The sequence below is a fragment of the Streptomyces sp. NPDC007025 genome (genome assembly GCF_042869455.1).
Taxonomy (GTDB): domain Bacteria; phylum Actinomycetota; class Actinomycetes; order Streptomycetales; family Streptomycetaceae; genus Streptomyces.
Genome location: NZ_JBIAFT010000008.1, coordinates 350,256 through 371,274, shown reverse-complemented (window position 1 = coordinate 371,274; position 21,019 = coordinate 350,256). Strand labels below are relative to the sequence as shown.

At 74.3% G+C, this 21,019-nt stretch carries 18 protein-coding genes; 4 read left to right on the top strand and 14 right to left on the bottom strand.

Annotated elements, in window-relative coordinates; genetic code table 11:
- Positions 1-253: 253 nt before the first annotated feature.
- Positions 254-1,978 carry a sensor histidine kinase gene (locus ACFYMO_RS18415; protein ID WP_388547396.1) on the bottom strand — a complete coding sequence of 575 codons (1,725 nt, stop codon included), beginning with the start codon at positions 1,976-1,978 and terminating at the stop codon, positions 254-256.
- Between the two features lie 110 nt (positions 1,979-2,088).
- Between ACFYMO_RS18415 and ACFYMO_RS18410 the strand changes: the two genes are divergently transcribed.
- Positions 2,089-2,823 carry a DedA family protein gene (locus ACFYMO_RS18410; RefSeq protein WP_366773821.1) on the top strand — a complete coding sequence of 245 codons (735 nt, stop codon included), beginning with the start codon at positions 2,089-2,091 and terminating at the stop codon, positions 2,821-2,823.
- On the opposite strand, the gene proC is transcribed toward ACFYMO_RS18410, so the two are convergent.
- The 11 genes from proC to ACFYMO_RS18355 all read right to left on the bottom strand — a co-directional run bounded on the left by proC (position 2,820) and on the right by ACFYMO_RS18355 (position 14,069).
- A complete protein-coding gene (gene proC, locus ACFYMO_RS18405) occupies positions 2,820-3,623 on the bottom strand; it encodes a pyrroline-5-carboxylate reductase (RefSeq protein WP_360300593.1) in 804 nt (267 codons plus the stop codon). The two genes, ACFYMO_RS18410 and proC, sit on opposite strands and share 4 nt — an antisense overlap.
- 159 nt (positions 3,624-3,782) lie before the next feature.
- Positions 3,783-4,520 carry an ABC transporter permease gene (locus ACFYMO_RS18400; RefSeq protein WP_366773822.1) on the bottom strand — a complete coding sequence of 246 codons (738 nt, stop codon included), beginning with the start codon at positions 4,518-4,520 and terminating at the stop codon, positions 3,783-3,785.
- Entirely contained in the window at positions 4,517-5,329 is an 813-nt protein-coding gene (locus ACFYMO_RS18395; RefSeq protein WP_366773882.1) for an ABC transporter ATP-binding protein, read from the bottom strand. Before ACFYMO_RS18395 ends, ACFYMO_RS18400 begins: the two co-directional genes overlap by 4 nt.
- 150 nt (positions 5,330-5,479) lie before the next feature.
- Positions 5,480-7,693, bottom strand: coding sequence for an MMPL family transporter (locus ACFYMO_RS18390; RefSeq protein ID WP_366773823.1), 2,214 nt, complete (start codon positions 7,691-7,693; stop codon positions 5,480-5,482).
- A gap of 191 nt (positions 7,694-7,884) precedes the next feature.
- Positions 7,885-8,175: a hypothetical protein gene (locus tag ACFYMO_RS18385; protein ID WP_366773825.1), complete on the bottom strand. Its 291-nt coding sequence runs from the start codon at positions 8,173-8,175 to the stop codon at positions 7,885-7,887.
- Complete coding sequence (locus tag ACFYMO_RS18380) at positions 8,172-8,588, bottom strand: winged helix-turn-helix domain-containing protein (RefSeq protein ID WP_366773826.1); 417 nt, start codon at positions 8,586-8,588, stop codon at positions 8,172-8,174. The genes ACFYMO_RS18385 and ACFYMO_RS18380 overlap by 4 nt, the downstream gene beginning before the upstream one ends.
- A gap of 201 nt (positions 8,589-8,789) precedes the next feature.
- Positions 8,790-9,290, bottom strand: a complete 501-nt coding sequence (locus ACFYMO_RS18375) for a hypothetical protein (RefSeq protein WP_366773827.1) — start codon at positions 9,288-9,290, stop codon at positions 8,790-8,792.
- Positions 9,291-9,425: 135 nt separating this feature from the next.
- Positions 9,426-11,279, bottom strand: coding sequence for a dihydroxy-acid dehydratase (gene ilvD / locus ACFYMO_RS18370; RefSeq protein ID WP_360298942.1), 1,854 nt, complete (start codon positions 11,277-11,279; stop codon positions 9,426-9,428).
- A gap of 185 nt (positions 11,280-11,464) precedes the next feature.
- Positions 11,465-12,154, bottom strand: coding sequence for a TetR family transcriptional regulator (locus ACFYMO_RS18365; protein WP_366773828.1), 690 nt, complete (start codon positions 12,152-12,154; stop codon positions 11,465-11,467).
- Complete coding sequence (locus tag ACFYMO_RS18360) at positions 12,151-13,041, bottom strand: sugar phosphate isomerase/epimerase (RefSeq protein WP_366773829.1); 891 nt, start codon at positions 13,039-13,041, stop codon at positions 12,151-12,153. Before ACFYMO_RS18360 ends, ACFYMO_RS18365 begins: the two co-directional genes overlap by 4 nt.
- A gap of 95 nt (positions 13,042-13,136) precedes the next feature.
- Entirely contained in the window at positions 13,137-14,069 is a 933-nt protein-coding gene (locus tag ACFYMO_RS18355; protein WP_366773830.1) for a Ppx/GppA phosphatase family protein, read from the bottom strand.
- Positions 14,070-14,288: 219 nt separating this feature from the next.
- Here ACFYMO_RS18355 and ACFYMO_RS18350 point away from each other — a divergent pair, with 219 nt between their 5' ends.
- On the top strand, positions 14,289-15,260 hold the full coding sequence (locus ACFYMO_RS18350; protein ID WP_366773831.1) for a hypothetical protein: 972 nt from the start codon (positions 14,289-14,291) through the stop codon (positions 15,258-15,260).
- Between the two features lie 67 nt (positions 15,261-15,327).
- Here the strand turns inward: ACFYMO_RS18350 and ACFYMO_RS18345 are convergent, their stop codons facing one another.
- Positions 15,328-16,965 (bottom strand): hypothetical protein, encoded by a 1,638-nt coding sequence (locus ACFYMO_RS18345; RefSeq protein WP_366773883.1) that lies wholly within the window; start codon positions 16,963-16,965, stop codon positions 15,328-15,330.
- Between the two features lie 289 nt (positions 16,966-17,254).
- Between ACFYMO_RS18345 and radA the strand changes: the two genes are divergently transcribed.
- Positions 17,255-18,643 carry a DNA repair protein RadA gene (radA, locus tag ACFYMO_RS18340; protein WP_366773832.1) on the top strand — a complete coding sequence of 463 codons (1,389 nt, stop codon included), beginning with the start codon at positions 17,255-17,257 and terminating at the stop codon, positions 18,641-18,643.
- Between the two features lie 202 nt (positions 18,644-18,845).
- Entirely contained in the window at positions 18,846-19,967 is a 1,122-nt protein-coding gene (disA, locus tag ACFYMO_RS18335; protein WP_360298960.1) for a DNA integrity scanning diadenylate cyclase DisA, read from the top strand.
- A 150-nt stretch (positions 19,968-20,117) separates the two neighbouring features.
- Here the strand turns inward: disA and ACFYMO_RS18330 are convergent, their stop codons facing one another.
- On the bottom strand, positions 20,118-20,984 hold the full coding sequence (locus ACFYMO_RS18330; RefSeq protein ID WP_366773833.1) for a hypothetical protein: 867 nt from the start codon (positions 20,982-20,984) through the stop codon (positions 20,118-20,120).
- Positions 20,985-21,019: the final 35 nt, after the last annotated feature.

The window sequence follows — 21,019 nt, the reverse complement described above, 5'->3', positions numbered from 1 at the left end:
AGGGAGAGTGCTCAGTAGTAGAGGATCCGCCGGAACGGCGGGAAGTGTCACCAGAAGCCGTGACCGGCCGCTGACAACCCGAGGAACCTTACGGACCGATGACCACCGTGTCAACTGCCGATTTCGCCTCCGTTGCCTCATGCAACTCGTCCGTCCCTCCAGCCACTGTCCCGCGATCTCCGCCGCGGGCCCTCCTGCCCGGTCTCACAGCCCTGGTCCCTCTCCCCGGTCCCGGCCCCGGCACGGGCCGCCGTCAGCGGTCGTCGCGGTCCCGGGCGGTGCGCTCCCGGGTGACGCGATCCTTGGCGGAGAGCCTGCCGTCCCGGAAGCAGAGCCGGTACAGCGGCGAATCGGCGAAGGTGGCGGTGCGGTAGAAGCGGCACTCGTCGGTGTCGGCGGGGTCCGGGGGGACGCCGGACGGCCGGGTCTCCTCGTCGTACTGGTACCCGGGCAGCCGCGGCGTCACGGAGGTCTCCGCGGTGCCGACGCGCAGCTTGTCGTAGGTGCCGCGGGACAGCACCGATTCGTGTGAGGTGTAGATCTGGAAGCCGTACATCAGAACCGCCAGCGCCGCGGTGGCGGCTGCCGGGATCCAGAGCACGTTGACCACGCCGCGGTGTACGCGTCTGCGGGCCTGGGCCAGTTCCTCCTGTGAGCGGGACGGGCCGATCAGCGCGTCCGAGGGGGCACGCGGGAGCGGCCCGGGGGTGAGCGGGAGGCGGGCCGCCACTTCGAAGCCGTCCCGGGTGGGACGGGCCCGGAAGGTGCCGCCGAGCTGGCGGACGCGTTCGTCCAGACTGATCAGGCCGGTGCCGGAGCCGCTCTCCGGCACCGGCGGCACAGCGTCCGGCGGCACAGCGTCCGGCGGCGTGTCCGCCGCCGGGGAGTCGCGCACGCGAACGCTCAGGCAGTCGTCGTCCCGGCGCAGTTCGACGGCGATGCGGGACCCGGGCGCGTGCTTCGTCGCGTTGGTCACCGCTTCCTGCACCACCCGGTGGACGGCCCGGTCGACCATCGGGGGCAGCGGGGCGGACCGGCCTCCGGACGCTTCCGGCGGCGCGTCGGTGCCGTGCCGGTGGAGGACGATGTCGACTCCGGAGGCGGCGGTGCGCCCTACCAGTTCCGGGACGGTCTCGGAGGTGATCTCGGGGGCGTCCTGCGGGAGCCCGGTGGTGTCCTGGCGGAGGAGGCCGATGATCCGGTGGAGGCGTTCGGTGGCGTCGGCGGCGGCCTGCCGGAGTTCGGCGGCCGAGGCGCGAGCATCCTCGTCCACCCCCCGGGAGACCTGAAGCCCGGCGGCACGGACGGCGATGAGGCTGAGGTCGTGCCCGAGGGAGTCGTGCATGTCCCCCGCGATCCGGGAGCGTTCGCGCAGCCGGGTGCGCTCCGCGACCAGCTGCTGTTCCCGCTCCATGCGCGCGGCCAGCTCCCAGCCCGCGCTCTGGAGTTCGTACTGCTGGCGGCGGAAGCGGCCCAGCAGCCACGGCAGGACCGCGGCGAAGACGACCGTCGTGACCAGGGTGAACCAGTCCCACAGATCGCCGCCCGGCAGTGTGAGCGCGGAGACGAGTCCTGCCGCGCACAGCACTGCGGCGGCGACGATCGAGGGCCGCACGTGCTCCGCGCGGCGGCCGAGCAGAAAGCTGAGCGCGACCAGAGCCGGGCAGAAGGTGCTGGTGAACAGTTCTGGTGTGGCGGCGAGGCTGAGCGCGGCGGGTACGGCCGCGGCCGCGAGGGGGGCCCGACGGCTGAGGGCTGCCGCGAGCGCGAGCAGCGGGGCGGCCGGCACGCGGAGCAGGAGCGGGACGTCGTGCACCGTGGCCAGGGGCCAGGCCATGAGCAGCCACAGGGCGGCATCGTGCAAGGCCGCGCGGGCCCCGGGGCGGCGCAGGGTCGCACGCACACCCGCGCCGGGTCCCTTGCGTCCGGCCTTCCGCAGCCGGTCCAGGCGGCGGGGGACACGTGCGGGAGAGTTCACGCCGGTCACGGTACGCGGCGGGTGGGGAGCGCGCCTCTGTCGAAAGTGCAGGGCATCCGGCGACGATCGTGCGCTGCGGGCCGGCGGTGCCGCTCCGTACGTTCCGGGCCATGAATGACGCGATAGTGCATGCGGTCGAGGGGTTCGTCAGCACGCCGTGGGTGTATGTGGCGCTGTTCGGGATCGCGATGCTGGACGGGTTCTTCCCCGTGGTGCCGAGCGAGACGCTGGTGATCACGCTGGGGGTGTTCGCCGCGGCACAGGGCGAGCCGGCGCTGGCGCCGGTGATCCTGGTGGCGGCGCTCGGTGCGTTCGCCGGGGACCACGTCTCGTATGCGATCGGACGGCGCTCGGGGGCACGGGTGCAGGCGCGGTTGCAGGAGGGGAGCCGGGCGTGGCGGGTGTACGAGCGGGTGGGGCGGATGCCGGCCGAGCGGGGCGGGCTCGTGCTGGTGGCGGCGCGCTACATCCCGGGAGGGCGGACGGCCGCCACCCTCATCACCGGCGCGACGGGGTTCCCGCGCCGGTCGTTCACCCGGTACGCCGCCGTCGCAACGGTGAGCTGGGCGGTCTACTCGGCCTGTCTGGGGTATGCGGGCGGCGCGGCCTTCGAGGAGACGCCACTGTACGGGGTGGCGCTGGGGCTGGCCCTCGCGTTCACGATCACGCTGGTGCACGAGGGGGCCCGCACCGTCCGGCTGCGGCGCCGGGCTCGCACGTCCGCTCCCGGGGAGCCGGGGCCGGGACGGGCGGATCCGGGCCCGGCGCGGGCGCCGGGCCCGGGGGACAGCGCTGCTAGCCGCCTGCGGCCTGCCTCCGCCGGAGCCGGCCGGCGCCCGGGCTAGCCGCCGAGTTCGCGGCTGCGGTCGCGGGCGGCCTCGATGGCGTCGATGAAGGCGGCGCGGACGCGGTGGTTCTCCAGTTCGCGGATGGCGTTGATGGTGGTGCCGCCGGGCGAGGTGACGTTCTCGCGGAGGGTGACGGGGTGTTCGCCGCTGTCCCGGAGCATGGTGGCGGCGCCGACGGCGGCCTGGACGATCAGCTCGTGCGCCTTGTCGCGCGGGAGGCCGAGCTGGATGCCCGCGTCGGTCATGGCCTCGACCAGGAAGAAGAAGTAGGCGGGGCCGGAGCCGGAGAGGGCGGTGGCCGCGTCCTGCTGGTTCTCCGGGAGGCGGAGGGTCTTGCCGACGCCGCCGAAGATCTCGTCGGCGAGCTTGAGATGGTCCTCGGTGGCGTGGGTGCCGGGGGAGATGACGGACATGGCCTCGTCGACCAGGGCCGGGGTGTTGGCCATCACGCGGATGACCGGGGTGCCCTCGGCCAGGCGCTGCTCCAGGGAGCGGGTGGTGATGCCGGCCGCGCCGCTGATCACCAGGCGGTCCGCGGGGACGTGCGGGGCGAGTTCGTCCAGCAGTGCGGCCATGTCCTGCGGTTTGGGGGTGAGGATGAGGGTGTCGGCGCGCGCGGCGGCTTCGGCGTTGCCGACGGTCTCCACCTCGTAGCGTCGGCGCAGTTCCGCGGCGCGCTCCGGGCGGCGGGCGGTGACCAGCAGACGGGCGGGTGACCAGCCGCCCCTGAGCATGCCGGAGAGCAGCGCTTCGCCGATCTTGCCGGTGCCGAGGACCGCGACGTTCTGGGGGGTCATGGGTGCTTCACCTCGTGCCTCGTTGCGCGCGTCGGGCGGGCCCGTCTGCGTCCGCCCTGTCCACGTTCGTGGACGCGGTGCCCATCCTCGCACCGGCTCGCGCTCCGTAGCGGGGCCGTTCCACAGCGCGGACCCGCCCCGGCGGCCGGGCGGCCCGGGTCAGGTCGTGCGGCGGCGGAGGGTGGCGGCGCCGAGGAAGAGAACGAGGAGGGCGCAGCCGGCGACGACGGCCACGTCGCGGACGAAGTCCCCGGTGGCGTCGGGGTGTTTGAGCACCTCCGTCATGCCGTCGACGGCGTAGGACATGGGCAGCACGTCGGAGACCGCCTCCAGGGCCGGCTGCATGCTGCTGCGGGGTGCGAACAGGCCACAGAGCAGGAGCTGCGGGAAGATCACCGCGGGCATGAACTGGACCACCTGGAACTCGGACGCGGCGAACGCGGAGACGAAGAGCCCGAGCGCCGTGCCGAGCAGCGCGTCGAGCAGGGCGACGAGCAGCAGCAGCCAGGGCGAGCCGGCGATGTCGAGGTCCAGCAGCCCGACCGCGACGCCGGTGGCGGCGGACGCCTGGACGACGGCGAGGGCGCCGAAGGCCAGGGCGTAGCCGAGGATCAGGTCGGCCTTGCCCAGGGGCATCGACAGCAGCCGCTCCAGGGTGCCGGAGGTGCGCTCGCGCAGTGTGGCGATGGAGGTGACCAGGAACATCGTCACCAGCGGGAAGATGCCCAGCAGCGAGGCCCCGATGCTGTCGAAGGAGCGCCGGTCGGCGTCGAAGACGTAGTAGAGCAGGACCAGCAGCAGGACCGGGACGAGCAGCAGCAGTGCGATGGTGCGCGGGTCGTGGGCGAGTTGGCGCAGGACCCGGCGTGCGGTGGCGAAGGTACGGGCGGCGTTCACGGGGTGCCTCGCAGGGGGTGGTCGGCCGGCTCGGTGCGGGCGGATTCGACGAGTCGGAGGAAGGCGTCCTCGACGGTGTCGCTGCCGGTGGCCTCGCGGAGTGCCTGCGGGGTGTCGGCGGCGAGCAGGGTGCCGTCCCGGACGAGGAGCAGGTGTTCGCAGCGGTCGGCCTCGTCCATCACGTGCGAGGAGATCAGCAGGGTGGTGCCGTGTGCGGCCAGGCGGTGGAAGAGGTTCCACAGGTCGCGGCGGAGCACGGGGTCGAGGCCGACGGTGGGTTCGTCCAGGACGAGCAGTTCGGGGGTGCCGAGCAGGGCGACGGCGAGGGAGACGCGGGAGGACTGGCCGCCGGAGAGGTTGCCCGTCAGGTCGTCGGCGTGGGAGGTGAGGTCGACGTCGGTGAGGGCCCGGGTGACGGCGGTGGCGCGGTCGGCGCGCGGGATGCCGAGGACCGCGGCGTAGTAGTCGAGGTTCTGCCGGGCGGTCAGGTCCGCGTAGACGGAGGGGGACTGGGTGACGTAGCCGACGCGGGAGCGCAGCGGCGCGGAGCCCGCGGGCCTGCCCAGGACGTCGAGGGTGCCGGTGACCTTGGCCTGGGTGCCGACGACGGCCCGGATGAGGGTGGATTTGCCGCTGCCGGAGGGCCCGAGGAGGCCGGTGACGGTGCCGGGGGCGATGTCGAAGGAGAGCTGGTCGAGGACGCGGCGGTGGCCGCGGAGCACGGTGAGGCCGCGGGCGTGGACGGCGGGCGGGTCCGCGGCCGGGCCGGCGGTGGGCGGCTCGGCGGAGCCGGGCGGAGTTTTATTCATCACGCGATGAATTATGTGGTCGGTGGGACGGGAGCGTCAAGCGGCCGGACCGAAATCAAACGGCGGTGCCGGAGCCCCTGCGTGGCAGCAGGGGCTCCGGCACCGCCGATGGGACGGACGCGGCGCTCTCGGCCGGCGAATCCGGTCCGGTCAGACGCGCTCCAGCGCACGGCCTCCCGGGCCGCCGGGGCTCCCGGTTTCCCCGGCATCGCCCTCCTCCGGGCTGCCGGGCCCGGCAGCCGGCTGCGGGGCGCGGCCCAGCCGGCTCGGCCACCAGATACGGGCCCCGATGTCGAGTGCCAGCGACGGCACCAGCACGGTGCGGACCAGGAAGGTGTCCAACAGGACGCCGATCCCGACCAGCACCCCGAGCTGGGCCATCGACACCAGCGGCATCGAGGCGATGACCGCGAAGGTGGCCGCCAGCACGATGCCCGCCGAGGTGATCACACCGCCCGTGGAGCTGAGCCCGGTCAGCACGCCCGCGCGGTGGCCGCGCAAGGCCACCTCCTCGCGGACCCGGGTCATCAGGAAGATGTTGTAGTCGATGCCCAGCGCCACCAGGAACACGAAGCCCATCAGCGGGAGGGAGTTGTCCACGGCGGGGAAGTCCAGCAGGTACGCGAAGACCAGATGCGAGGCCCCCAGCGCGCCGAAGTAGGACAGCACCACCGTGGCCAGCAGCACCAGCGGCGCGAGCAGCGAGCGCAGCAGCGCCACCAGGACGAGCAGGACGACGGCGAGCACGACCGGGATGACGACCTTCAGATCGCTCTCCGCCGCACGCCGGGTGTCCAGCGACTCCGCCGTCGTACCGCCCACCAGGGCCTCGGCCCCGTCCACCCGGTGCACCGCGGTACGCAGCCGGTCGACGGTGCGCTCGGCGGCCGTGCTGTCCGGCGCGTCCCGCAGGACGACCGACAGGGAGGTCAGCGACCCGTCGGCGGTGCGGTCGGCGGTCTCGACGGACTCCACCCCGGGGACCGCGGCGGCGGCCCGCTCGGTCTCGGCCCGCTCCGCCGTCCGCACGACCACGGTGGCCGGGTCGGAGGAGCCGGACGGGTAGTGCGCGGAGAGCTTCTCCTGGGCGACCACCGACTCCGGCTTGTCCTGGAACATCTCCGCGTTCGTCAGGCCCATCGTGATCCCGGTCGCGCTCAGCGCCAGCACGGCGGTGACGGCCACGGACATCAGCCACGACCAGCGCGGACGGCGATCCAGCAGTGCACCGATCCGGGTCCAGACGGTGCGAGGGCCGGCGTCCTGCCCGGACTCCTCCCCCGCCGGAGCCCCGGTGCAGCGCGGGACGAACGGCCAGAACACCCAGCGGCCCGTCACCACCAGCAGCGCGGGCAGCACGGTGATCATCGCCAGCAGGGCGCAGACCACACCGACCGCTCCGACCAGGCCCAGCGAACGCGAGGAGTTGATGTCCGCGAACGCCAGGCAGGCGAGCCCGACGGCGATGGTGCCGGCCGAGGCCACGATCGCCGGGCCGGAGCGGCGCAGCGCCAGCCGCATCGCGTCGTGCCGGTCCTCGTGGCGGTGCAGCTCCTCCCGGTAGCGGGCGATGAGCAGCAGTGCGTAGTCGGTACCGACCCCGAAGACCAGCACCATGAGGATGCCCGCGCTCTGCGGATCGACGGGCAGCGCGGCGTACTTGGCCAGCGCGAAGGTGGCGACCTGGGTGAGGACCGCGGCGAAGCCGACCGACAGCACCGGGACGAGCCACAGCAGCGGACTGCGGTAGGTGAGCAGGAGCAGCAGCGTGACGACGGCGCCGGTGGCCAGCATCAGCGTGGAGTCGAGGTTGTCGAAGACCTCGATGCTGTCGATCAGCGACCCGGCCGGGCCGCCGACCTCGACATCCAGGCCGGGCGGCGCGTTGGCCGCCGCTACCGAGCGGACCTTCTCCACGTCACCGGTGACGTCGTCCCCGGCGGTGGAGAGCGGCACCACCAGCATCAACGCCTTGCCGTCCGCGGACGGGACCGGCCCGCTGATCTGCTCGCCGCGGGCCGCCAGCGGAGCGAAGGCGGCGCGGTCGGCGCGGGCCTCGGCGGCGTCGGCCGGAGTGGTGGCGGACCCGCGGGAGTAGACGACCACGGCGGGGATGATCTCGTCCTCGCCGCGGAACTTCTCCAGTTCGGTGTTGACCTGGGCCGACTCGGCGCTGCCGGGCAGGAACGCGTTGGAGCTGCTGTCCTCGACCTCGCCGAGCTTGCCGGCCAGCGGGCCGAGGGCCGCGACGAGGATCAGCCAGGCCGCGAGGACCAGCCACTTGGCGCGCCTGCCGCCGGGGGCCGTGGCCAGCCGGCGCGGCACGGGGGTTCTCCCGGCCGGGGGTCGGGGGCGGGCAGGCATGGGTAACCTCCATGGGTGTGGGTGCGGGACGCGAGGGGTTCGCGGAATGCTCGCGCTCACAGGTACGGCCGGGAGTTGCCGCTCCCGGCCGTACGAGCGCCGGTGGCCGCCGGGATGCGGCGGATGTGACGTCGTACGGGGCCGTACGGGCCCTGGAGTCCCTGGAAGTCCGTACGGGGTGCTGCAGGGGTCTACTCGACTTCGCGCATCAGCTTCTCCATCGAGGCGATCGACTGCCGGGCCTGCGTCAGCTCGTCCAGGGTGCGGCGGTGCAGCTCGACGTTGTCCTCCAGGAGCTGCGCGTACTTGTCGGTCAGCGCCTTGTACTGGTCCTCGCGGGCGGCCAGCATGCGGGCCCGCCAGGTGGCGGCGATCTGCCAGACGATGACGATCAGCAGGACGAAGACGCCTCCGGTGCCGAGCGCCGCCGCCCAGATCCCGGCCGGATCGACCTCTGCCGCGGTCATGAGCTGCTCGTTCACTGCGTTTCCTCTTTCTCGTCCGGGGCTGTCCCGTCCTGCGCTGTCCCGTCCTGCGCTCCACCGCCGCCCGGGGGTGCGGCGGTTCTCCCGTCCGGTGCCCGGTCCGTGAGGGTGCGCGCCGCCTCCGCGACGGCCTGCGGGGTCAGGGCGTAGCCGAACGGCGCCACCTCGAAGAACTTCATCGCCTTGCCGCTGTCCGAGAGCTCCAGCGTGCCGACCACGAGGCCGGCGGCCTCCAGCCGCTGGAGGTGCATGTGCAGCAGCGGACGGCTCATGCCGATCTCGCGGGCGAGTCCGCTGACGTAGTTGCGGCCCCCGGCCAGTGCCGCGACGATCCGCATCCGGTGCGGATTGCCGAGCGCCGCCAGGACCTTCAGCAGCTCGTCTCCGGAAGGGGCCTCGATCGCGCCCACCGCGGCCCCTCTCCCTCGGGTGTGTAAGAAGAATCTGACACGTGGCGGAACGGCGTGTCGAGCCCAACCGCCCGCAGTCCGGGGCAGTTCAGGGTTCCCCCTGAGACGGCTGCGGGAGGACCCTCGGGGTCCTCCCGCAATCAGGAAGCGTCAGGGAGAGTGCCGGGAAGCGCCGGAGTGCTTCGGGCCGTCGGCACGGGCTCAGCGCTTGCCCTTCCGGCGGCGTGCGGCGGGGTTCCCGGTGCGGGCGCTGCGCTGCCGTTCGTGGCGGGCGCGGGCCGCCTCGTACTCGGCGCGGTGCAGCTTCTCGCCGGGGGCCTCGACGCAGCTGCGCAGCGCGTAGGCGAGCAGCACCCCGATGAAGCCGATGAGCCGGATGCTGCGCATCGAGGACTCGGCCGCCGCGTCGCGCTCGTCGGGGCGGCGGCTGTAGGAGGTGAGGGTGCGGGAGAACGCCAGCGCGCTGCACACCGCGAACGCGGCGACCAGCAGCAGGCTCGCCCAGCTGCCGATGTCGGCCAGCACCACGCCCTGGTACGCGAAGCGCAGCACGACCGCGCCCGCGGCGGCCGCCAGCACCGCGCCCACCCCCGATGCGGCGCGGCGCAGCGCGTAGCCGCCGGAGTGGTCGACCCACGTGGTGCCGTAGAAGCGGAGCGGTTCGGGGGCCGGTGCGTCGGGGTTTCCGTGTTCCTGGGGCACGTCTCGATTATGGCCCGGGGGCGGCGGCGCGCTCCCGGGCCCCTCCGGCCCGCGGCCCGGCACTCCTCCGGGCCGCCGTCCCCCGGGCCGCTGTCTCCGGGGCCGCTGTCTCCGGGGCCGCCGTTCCTCGGGAGGTCAGCGCTCCAGCTGGGTCACGTCGCGGACGGCACCCCGGTCGGCGCTGGTGGCCATCGCCGCGTAGGCGCGCAGTGCGGTGGAGACCTTGCGCTCGCGGGCGACGGGCGCGTACCGGCCGGCCAGCGCCTCGCGGCGGGCGGCGAGCGTCTCCTCGGGGACGTCCAGGCGCAGCTGCCGTTCGGGGATGTCGATGACGACCGGGTCGCCGTCCTCCACCAGCGCGATCGTGCCGCCGCCCGCCGCCTCCGGGGAGATGTGGCCGATGGACAGCCCCGAGGTGCCGCCGGAGAACCGGCCGTCGGTGATCAGCGCGCACGCCTTGCCCAGCCCGCGGCCCTTGAGGAAGGAGGTGGGGTAGAGCATCTCCTGCATCCCGGGGCCGCCCTTGGGGCCCTCGTAGCGGATGACGACGACGTCGCCCTCCTTGACCGTCTTGTCGAGGATCTTCTGGACGGCCTCTTCCTGGGACTCGCAGACCACGGCGGGTCCGGTGAAGGTGAGGATCGACTCGTCGACGCCCGCGGTCTTCACCACGCAGCCGTTCTCGGCCAGGTTGCCGTACAGCACCGCCAGCCCGCCCTCGGCGGAGTAGGCGTGCTCGACGTCGCGGATGCAGCCGCCCGCCGCGTCCGTGTCCAGCGACTCCCAGCGCTCGGACTGCGAGAACGCCTCGGCGGAGCGCTTGCAGCCGGGCGCCGCGTGGAAGAGCTCCACGGCCCGCGGCGCGGGCGAGTCGCCGCGGATGTCCCAGGTCTTGAGCCACTCCTCCAGCGAGTCGGCGTGCACGGTGCGCACGTCCTCGTTGAGCAGCCCGCCGCGGTGGAGTTCGCCCAGGATGGCGGGGATGCCGCCGGCCCGGTGCACGTCCTCCATGTAGTAGGTGCCGCCCGGGGCCACGTTCGGGGCGACCTTGGCCAGGCACGGCAGGGCGCGGGAGAGCTGGTCGATGTCGTGCATCGTGAACTCCAGCCCGGCCTCCTGGGCCGCGGCCAGCAGGTGCAGGATCGTGTTGGTGGAGCCGCCCATGGCGATGTCCAGGGCCATGGCGTTCTCGAAGGCGGCGCGGGAGCCGACGTTGCGCGGCAGGACGCTCGCGTCGTCCTGGTCGTAGTAGCGCCGGGCGATCTCGACGACCGTACGGCCCGCCGTCTCGTAGAGCTCCTTGCGCGCCGTGTGGGTGGCCAGCACGGAGCCGTTGCCGGGCAGGGCCAGGCCGAGGGCCTCGGTGAGGCAGTTCATGGAGTTCGCGGTGAACATGCCCGAGCAGGAGCCACAGGTCGGGCAGGCGTTCTCCTCGATGCGCAGGATGTCCTCGTCGGAGACCTTGTCGTTGACGGCCTCGGACATCGCGTCGACCAGATCGAGCTTGCGGACGGTGCCGTTCACCAGCGTCGCCCGGCCGGCCTCCATGGGCCCGCCGGAGACGAAGACGGTGGGCACATCGAGCCGCATCGCGGCCATCAGCATCCCGGGGGTGATCTTGTCGCAGTTGGAGATGCAGATCAGCGCGTCCGCGCAGTGCGCCTCGACCATGTACTCGACGGAGTCGGCGATCAGGTCCCGGGAGGGCAGCGAGTAGAGCATGCCGCCGTGGCCCATGGCGATGCCGTCGTCCACCGCGATCGAGTTGAACTCGCGCGGGATGCCGCCCGCGGCCTTGACCGCCTCGCTGACGATCCGGCCCACCGGCTGCAAGTGGGTGTGGCCCGGCACGAACTCGGTGAAGCTGTTGGCGACCGCGACGATCGGCTTGCCGAAGTCCTCGCGCGCTACACCGGATGCCTGCATGAGGGCGCGCGCCCCCGCCATGTTGCGTCCGTGGGTGACGGTGCGGGACCTCAGCTCGGGCATGGCTGCCCCTCCTTGGTGCGGGCGGCCGCCACGGCGGTGGGCCCGGCGACCGCTGCGGTACGTATCCGAGATGATCCGAGATGAACACTGCCGTACGAGGGAATCGTGCGGTACGTGGAACATCCGAGCGTACGCCTACCGCTCAGGATCCGGACAGGGGGTCCGGATGGTGGACGGAATCGGGTTCAGCCAGTGGTCCGCAGCCCGCTGCCGCCCGCCGGGCCCGGATCGCCCGCCGGGTCCGGCCCGGTGAGATGGCGCTGGACGACCGGCGCCAGCCGGGCGGTCACGGTCGCCAGCGGCTCGGAGGCCAGCGGCTCCAGCTGGATGACGTACCGCAGCATGGCCGCCCCGACCAGCTGGGCCGCCGCCAGCGAGACCCGCAGCTCCGCGTCCGACTCCGGGAGCTGTACCGCCAGCCGATTCAGCAGATTGCGGGTCAGCAGCCCGCGGAAGACGGCCGCCGCCCGTTCGTTGTTGACCGCCGAGCGGAGGATCGCCAGCAGCGGCGCCCGGGTCGCGGGGTCGTCCCAGGTCTCCAGGAACCTGCGGGTGACCGTCTCCCCCACGGCGTCCGGCGCGGTCCCCCGGACCAGCTCCGGGACGATCAGCACGGGCGCGATGGCGCCCTCGACCGCGGCGGCGAACACCTGCTCCTTGGTGCCGAAGTAGTGGTGGACCAGCGCCGCGTCCACCCCGGCGCCGCGCGCGATGGCCCGGACGGAGACCTTGTCGTAGCCGTGCTCGGCGAACTCGCTCCGGGCCGACGCCAGGATCCGCTCCCGCGTCCCGGGCCCGTCCTCGGCGGCACGCCGCGCCGGGCGGCCCCGCCTGCGGGGTGCGGGCGCCGGCTCGCCGGCGGAGCCCCCGCTCATGCCTTCCTCCGGCCCATGCGGCGCCCGGCGGCCCGCCGGCCGCCGCCCTGCTCGCCGCCGGTCCCGTCGGCCGGAGCGGCGCCGGGGGCGGCGAGGTGCAGCCGGGTGTAGGCCAGGGCCTCCGCCAGGTCCTCCTCGCGCTCGGCAGCCGACATGGCACGCCGTGTGTTCACCTCGACGACCACATGGCCGTCGAACCCGCGGGCGGCCAGCCGCTCCAGCACCTCCGCGCAGGGCTGCGCGCCCCGTCCCGGGACCAGGTGCTCGTCCTTGGCCGAGCCGCTCCCGTCGGCGAGGTGCACATGACCCAGGCGGTCGCCCATCCGGTCCACCATGGCGAGGGTGTCGTTGCGGGCCGTCGCCGTGTGCGAGAGGTCGATCGTGAAGTGCCGGTAGTCGTTCCGGGTGGGGTCCCAGTCGGGTGCGTAGGCCAGCATCTCCCGGTCCCGGTAGCGCCAGGGGTACATGTTCTCGACCGCGAACCGCACGTCGGTCTCGTCCGCCATCCGCCACACCCCGCGCTCGAACTCCCGCGCGTAGCTGCGCTGCCAGCGGAACGGCGGATGCACCACGACGGTGGACGCACCGAGCGTCTCGGCCGCCGCCCTGGCCCGGACCAGCTTCGTCCACGGATCGGTGGACCAGACACGCTGCGTGATGAGCAGGCACGGCGCGTGCACGGCCAGAATCGGCACCCCGTGGAAGTCGGACAGCCGCCGCAGCGCCTCGACGTCCTGGCTGACCGGGTCGGTCCACACCATGACCTCGACGCCGTCGTAGCCGAGGCGCGCGGCGATCTCGAAGGCCGCGGCCGTCGACTCCGGGTACACCGAGGCCGTCGACAGCGCGATCTTCGCCTGGGGGACCCGCACGCTTTCGATGCCCACCCAGCCACCCTAAGCGCGGTTCGCCACCCGTGAGGGACCGGCCCCCGCCGCCCGGCCCCCGGGCCCAGCACGCCGGCGGCCGGCGCGAGCGGGGCTCACACCGTGCGGAGGCGGTCCAGACGGCGCAGGATGATGCCCTCGCGGAGCGCCCACGGGCAGATCTCGACCTCGGGGACGGCGAACAGATCCAGGGCCGCCTCCGCCACCAGCGCGCCCGCCAGCAGCTGGCGGGCCCGCCCCTCGGAGACCCCGGGCAGGGCCGCGCGCTCCTGCGCGGGCATCACCGCGAGCTTCGGCACCCACTCCTCCAGCGTCCCCCGGCCCAGCACCCGGCGGGCGTAGAGGCCCTCCGCGCTGCGCGGGGCCCCCGCCATCCGGGCGAGCTGCTTGAAGGTCTTGGAGGTGGCCACCACGTGGTCGGGCGGGCTGAACCGGTTGAACTCCCCCACCGTGCGGGCGATCTCCGCGCGCACATGCCGCCGCAGGGCCCGCACGTCCTCCCGGGCGGGCGGGTCGCCCGGCAGCCAGCCGGAGGTGAGCCGACCGGCGCCCAGCGGCAGCGACACCGCGGCGTCCGGGTCCTCGTCCAGCCCGTAGGCGATCTCCAGCGAACCACCGCCGATGTCCAGCACCAGCAGCCGCCCCGCCGACCAGCCGAACCAGCGCCGCACCGCGAGGAACGTCAGCCGCGCCTCGTCGGCGCCGGAGAGCACCTCCAGCTTGACGCCCGTCTCCGTGGCGATGCGGTCCAGCACCCGCTCCGCGTTGGCCGCCTCGCGCACCGCGGAGGTCGCGAACGGCAGCAGTGCCTCGACCCCCTTGTCCTCGGATATCTGCAGCGCCTCGGTGAGCGTGGCGCAGATCCGGTCGATGCCCTCCTCGCTGATCGACCCGTCCGCCTCCAGGAGTTCGGCCAGCCGCAGCGCCGTCTTGTGGGAGTAGGCCGGCAGCGGCCGGGCTCCGGGGTGCGCGTCCACCACGAGCAGATGGACCGTGTTGGATCCCACATCGAGGACACCGAGTCTCATACCCAGCACGCTAGCCTCCTCACCGGTCCGCCGCTGCGGGTACCTCCAGGTCGGGATCCGGGGCGTCTCCCGGCCGACGGTACGGGAGTTCCCCCGGCCGCGGCAGCCCGCCGCGGCACGCCGCTCCCCCCGGTGTGCCGCACCCCGTCCGGGCCGCGCCGCAGCACACCGGGGAGCGGCGTCCGGGCAGCGCGGCCCGCGGCCCGTACGCTGGGCGGTGTGGGTAAGACGAAAGCGGCGAAGCACAAGAAGCAGGACGGCGCGCGGCCGCTGCCTGCGCCCCGGGCACGCGACGAGGAGGTCGGTCTCGACGTCACCCGTGCCTGGGTGGAGTTCCCCGACCCGGCCGACGACGAGCAGGTCTTCCGCTGCGACCTGACGTGGCTGACGTCCCGCTGGAACTGCCTGTTCGGCAACGGCTGCCAGGGCATCACGCCCGGCCGCGCCGCCGACGGCTGCTGCACGCTGGGCGCCCACTTCTCCGACGAGGAGGACGAGCAGCGCGTCGCCGAGCACGTGGCCCGGCTGACGCCGGAGACCTGGCAGTTCCACGACGTGGGCACCGGCGCCCTGGGCTGGGCCGAGGTCAACGACGAGGGCGAACGGCAGACCCGCCGCTGGCAGGGAGCCTGCATCTTCAACAACCGGGCCGGGTTCGAGGGCGGCGCCGGGTGCGCGCTGCACACCCTCGCGCTGCGCGAGGACCGCGAGCCACTGGAGACCAAGCCGGACGTCTGCTGGCAGGTGCCGATCCGGCGCAGCTACGAGTGGGTGGAGCTGCCGGACGGCGAGGAGGTGCTGTACGTCACCGTCGGCGAGTACGACCGGCGCGGCTGGGGGTCGGGCGGACACGACCTGCACTGGTGGTGCACCTCGGCGCCGTCGGCACACGGCGCCGGGCAGCCGGTCTACGAGTCGTACCGCGCCGAGCTGACCGAGCTGATGGGCAAGCCCGGCTACGACCGGCTGGCCGAGCTGTGCGCCGAGCGGCTGGCCGGTCAGCTTCCGCTGCTGGCCGAGCACCCGGCCACGGCCCGCGCGGCGGCCGACCGCGCCGCCGCCGACCGCGAGCCGGCCGGCCGGGACGGGGCCGATGCTGCCGGGCCCGATCCCGCCGGGGCCGGCCCGGATGCGATCGGCCCGCACGGCGCCGGGGCCGGCCAGGGACGCACGGAGCCGCCCGGGGTGTGACGGCCTCGCTGTGACGGCCGGCGGCCTCGGCGGTGGACGAGCCGGACAGCGCGGGGCCCGCTCCTGCTCAGGACGGGGAACGGCTCGGCGCCCGGGGCGGCCCTGAGGGCGCGATGTCGGCGAAGGCGGGCCGGCTCGTCGCCGGTGGCGGCTCCGCCGCGGACGGGGTGGCGGTCGGTGCCGCGGAGCTGCTCCCGGAGGGCGGACCGCTGTCGGCGGGCGAACCACCGCCGGACGGGGAGGCCGCCGCGAGGCCCGGCGCGGCCACCGCGGGCCGCGACACCGGCACCGAACGGTGCGGCGAGGCCTCCGGATTCGACGCGGGCCGCCGCACCGTCGGCGCGGACGGCGAACCGGGCCCGCGCCCGGACGGCTCCCGGGCGTCCGAGCGGGACGGCGCCGCCCTGCCCACCGGGCCCGCTGCCGCGCCGTCCGGGGCCGCCTGCCCTGTGTGTGGGCCGGTCGGGGGAGCCAGGGTGCCCGGTCCGGCCGCACCGCCGCTCCAGCCGTCGTCGCCCGCGGTGTCCGGCGCGGTGGCCGACCGGTCGGCCTGCGGCTCGCCCGTGGCGGGCGCCCCCCGGTAGGCGGCCCACAGCGCGACCACCGGCGCCGCCAGCACCGCGGCGACGACGGTCGAGGTCAGCGCGCGGCTGCGCAGCCTGTCCCGGCGGGCCGGACGCGCCTGCTCGCGCTGGGGGTAGCCCGCCCGGTCGAAGCGCGGGGTGCGCTGGGCCCTCGCCCGGCGCGCCAGCGCGGCCGCCGCCTCGACGGCGGGCCGCGGCACCGCCACCACGGCCAGCGCGGCGGAGGCGGGCGCGGTACCCGGCCAGGAGACGCCGGCCATGGCGCGCTCGGCGGCGCGGCGGCACTGCGGGCACTCGTCCACGTGCTCCAGCAGCTCCCGGCGCAGCGCGGTGCCCAGCAGCAGCCGCTCGTCCCCCGCGAGCCGGGCGACCACGGCGCAGCCACCGGACTCGACGACGTGCAGCGCCGCCCTGGTCCGCTCGACCTCGCAGGCGGCGTGCAACAGCAAGTCCTCGGCCGCGGCGGGCGGCAGCGAGAGGATCGCCGCGATCTGGGCGGCGGACAGCCCGTGGCGGACGGACAGTTCGAGGGCCTCGCGCTGCACGGGTGAGGTGCCTGCGGCCTCGGGCCAGGCCAGTGCGGCCAGTTCGCGGCGGCGCCGGACGCTGGAGGGGAGGTGCCCGGCCGGGCCGGGGCCGCCGTCGCCGAGCAGTGCGGCCCGCTCGGCGGTGGGCGAGGCGGGCGGGCGGAGCGGAGACGCGGCGGGGGCCGGGGGCCGGACGGCCGCCCGGGTGCCTGTCCCCCGCCGCGCGGCAGCGGGGCCGGCGGCGCACTCGCGCGCGACGGGCGCTCCGCGCCCTTCGCCTTCCCGCTGGTCGGCGAGCCGCCGGGCACAGACCCAGCGGGCCAGCGCATAGAGCCAGGGCCGGAGGGCATGCTCGCCCTCGGGGGCGCGTCCGCGGGCGCGTTGGCGGTCCGCGAGGGCGAGCGCCTCACCCAGTGCCGCGAGGGCGGATTCGTGTTCGCTCAGCGCGGCGAGGCAGTAGGTGAACAGGCCGTTCAGGTCCGCGTCGTCGCACTCCGCCACGGTGTGCGCGACGTGGTGGTGCGTCGTCCTGCCCGCCCGGTGCGCTGGGGGTGCGCCGGGGGCGTTCGTCGGGTGCTCGCGCCTGCTGGTCATCACCCCGGCGACGGTAGGCGGATGATGGCGCTTTGCTGAGGGCCGCGACAGTTGATTCCTTCCTTCGAGTGAAGGACGTCGTCAAAACAAAACACGTCCGGTGGGTTTGGCGACACCAAGGGCACCAAGGGGCGCATGACAGGCGCACATCCTGCGCCCGGCCGACCGCGCACGTTCCGGAGGGCGGACCGGCACGCGTTCCGGACACCGCGGAGGCGCCGCCGGGGAGCGGGCAGCGCGTAACCGCCGTCGCGGACCGGCTGTCGGTGGCCCCCTATACGGTGAGGTCATGGCTGCCCGTAAGACGTCCGCCAAGGACCGCCCCACCTACCGCTGCACCGAATGCGGCTGGCAGACCGCCAAGTGGCTCGGCCGCTGCCCCGAGTGCCACGCGTGGGGCACCGTCGAGGAGACGGGCGGCGCCCCTGCCGTGCGGACCACCGCGCCCGGCCGGGTCTCGGCCTCGGCGCTGCCCATCGGCGAGGTGGACGGCAAGCAGGCCACCGCGCGCCCCACCGGCGTACCCGAACTGGACCGGGTGCTGGGCGGCGGGCTGGTCCCCGGTGCCGTGGTGCTGCTGGCCGGTGAGCCCGGCGTCGGCAAGTCGACGCTGCTGCTGGACGTCGCCGCGAAAGCCGCTTCCGGCGACCACCCCACCCTCTATGTGACCGGAGAGGAGTCCGCGGGCCAGGTGCGCCTGCGGGCCGACCGCATCGACGCGCTCGATGACGACCTGTATCTGACCGCCGAGACCGACCTGTCCGCGGTGCTGGGCCACCTGGACGAGGTCAAGCCCTCGCTGCTGGTGCTGGACTCGGTGCAGACGGTGGCCTCCCCCGAGATCGACGGGGCGCCCGGCGGCGTCGCCCAAGTGCGGGAGGTGGCAGGGGCGCTGATCCGGGCCTCCAAGGAACGGGGCATGTCCACGCTGCTGGTCGGCCACGTCACCAAGGACGGTGCCATCGCAGGTCCGCGGCTGCTGGAGCACCTGGTCGACGTGGTGCTGCACTTCGAGGGCGACCGGCACGCGCGGCTGCGCCTGGTGCGCGGCGTCAAGAACCGGTACGGCACGACGGACGAGGTCGGCTGCTTCGAGCTGCACGACGAGGGGATCACGGGCCTGGCCGATCCCTCCGGGCTGTTCCTGACCCGGCGCGCCGAACCCGTCCCCGGCACCTGTCTGACGGTGACGCTGGAGGGCCGCCGCCCGCTGGTCGCGGAGGTGCAGGCACTCACCGTCGACAGCCAGATCCCCTCCCCCCGCAGGACCACCTCCGGACTGGAGAACTCTCGGGTCTCGATGATGCTCGCGGTGCTGGAGCAGCGTGGCCGGATCAGCGCCCTGGGCAAACGGGACATCTACAGCGCGACGGTCGGCGGGGTGCGGCTCTCCGAGCCCGCCGCCGACCTCGCCGTGGCGCTCGCGCTGGCCAGCGCGGCCAGCGACACCCCGCTGCCGAAGAACCTGGTGGCGATCGGCGAGGTGGGACTCGCCGGGGAGGTCCGCCGGGTGACCGGGATCCAGCGGCGGCTGTCGGAAGCGGCCCGGCTGGGCTTCACCCACGCGCTGGTACCGGGCGACCCGGGCCGCGTCCCGGACGGTATGCGGGTGCTGGAGGTCGCCGACATCGGGGAAGCGCTGCGCGTGCTCCCGGCCCGCCCGGCCCGCACCGGCTGAGGCCGGGGCACCCGGCGGGGAGCGCACGCGGCGAGGGGTCCGCTCGGCGCGCCGGTAGACTTTGCCCCGGTCTCGACCGACCACGAGCACCACGGGGGCTGTGCGCGGCACCACGAGGGGGCGGGTACGGCCCGCGCCCGGGTGCGGTGGGTCCGGCGGTCGAGAGAATGCCGACAGGCACCCGCACGACCGAAGGAGTGCAGTGGCAGCCAACGACCGGGCAGCGGTCCCCGGCAGGGCCGAGGGGGCGTCCGGCCTGATGCGCGCCTCACTGAGCGCGGTCGCGCCCGGAACGGCGCTGCGCGACGGGCTGGAGCGCGTCCTGCGCGGCAACACCGGTGGGCTGATCGTCCTCGGCATGGACCGGAGCGTCGAGCACCTGTGCACCGGCGGCTTCGTCCTCGACGTGGACTTCAGCGCGACCCGGCTGCGCGAGCTGTGCAAGCTGGACGGCGCGCTCATCCTCGACAAGGACATCTCCAAGATCGTCCGGGCGGGGGTGCAGCTCGTCCCCGACGCGTCCATCGAGACGGAGGAGACCGGCACCCGGCACCGCACCGCGCAGCGGGTCTCGATCCAGACGGGCTACCCGGTCGTCTCGGTCAGCCAGTCCATGCGGCTGATCGCCCTCTACGTCGACGGGCAGCGGCGGGTGCTGGAGGACTCGGCGGCGATCCTCTCCCGCGCCAACCAGGCGCTGGCCACCCTGGAGCGCTACAAGCTGCGGCTGGACGAGGTCGCCGGGACGCTCTCCGCGCTGGAGATCGAGGACCTGGTCACGGTGCGGGACGTCACGGCCGTGGCGCAGCGGCTGGAGATGGTGCGCCGGATCGCGACGGAGATCGAGCAGTACGTCGTCGAGCTGGGCACCGACGGACGGCTGCTCTCGCTCCAGTTGGACGAGCTGATCGCGGGGGTGGAGCCGGAGCGCGAGCTGGTGGTCCGGGACTACGCGCCGCAGACGGTGGGCGCGGGCCGCCGGGTGCGCTCGGTACCCGACGCGCTCAGCGACCTGGACCGGCTCACCCACACCGAGCTGCTCGAACTGGCCACCGTGGCCCGGGCACTGGGCTACAGCGGCGCCCCGGAGACCCTCGACTCGGCCGTCTCGCCCCGCGGCTTCCGGCTGCTGGCCAAGGTGCCGCGGCTGCCGGGCACCGTCATCGACCGGCTGGTGGACCACTTCGGCGGGCTGCAGAAGCTGCTCGCGGCGAGCGTGGACGACCTCCAGGCGGTGGACGGGGTCGGGGAGGCGCGCGCCCGCTCGGTCCGCGAGGGCCTCTCGCGGCTGGCCGAGTCCTCGATCCTCGAACGGTACGTCTGACCGTTCCCCGCACCGCACCGGCGGACCGCGCCGGGGCGGCACGTGCGTCCCGTCGTCCCCCGGTCCCGGACGCGGGCGGCTGCGGAGCGGCAGCACGGCGGAGGTCCCGCCGGCGGTTCGCGAACGTCCCGCTGCCGGTTCGGGGGCCCGCTACTTCACCAGGGTGAAGGACGTGCGGACCGTCTTCTTCAGCCCCTTGACCTTCACCTCGACCTCGTAGGTCCCCGGCTTGGGCGCCTCGAAGGTGGGGGTACCGCAGTTGGCGGCGCTGGCCTTGCGGAACCAGGTGAGGGTGTGCGTCGAGCTGCCGTCGCCCGGCACCAGCCGCGGCAGCGGCTTCCTGGTCGGAGGGCAGTCGTCGGAGGCCCAGAACTTGGCGTCCTCCGGGTTGTTGATCGTCACGACCGTCGCGGTGCGGCCGAGGTCGATCCGGCAGTCGCTGTCCCGCTTGTTGGTGACCGTCAGCTCGAACCGGGGCTTCTCGTCCGGGCCGTACTTCTTCTTGACGCTGTGCAGCGCCACGGTCACCGCGCCGGGCCGGCAGGCCGCCAGGTCCGGCGGAGCCGGCACACCCGCCGCTCCCCCGCCGCCGGTGCCGCCCGAGCCCGATCCGCCCGATCCCGAACCGTCCGCGCCCGAACCGTCGTTGCCCGAGCCGGCCTCGCCGTCCGAACCGTCGCCCGCGCCCCAGCCGGTGCCGCCCGCCGAGGACCGGTCCTCCTCGTCGGAGCCTCCGGAACCGCCCGCCCCGTCGGAGCCGCCGTCCTCCTCGTCCCTGCCGCCCGGGCGCTCGCTGATCGCCGGGCCGGAGTCGGTGGGGCCCGGAGTGATGGTGCTCGCGGGGCCGTTGCCCTTGCCGTCGCCCTTGCCCTCGTTCCGGGACGGATCGCCGCCGAACGAGGTCACCGCCCAGACGACGATCAGGACCAGCAGCGCGAGGACGGCAAAGGCAACTGCCCTCCGGCGCCAGTAGATGGAGGAGGGAAGCGGCCCGATCGGATTGCGCAGAGATCCCACGCGGAAACCTTACGAGACATCAGCCACACCACAGG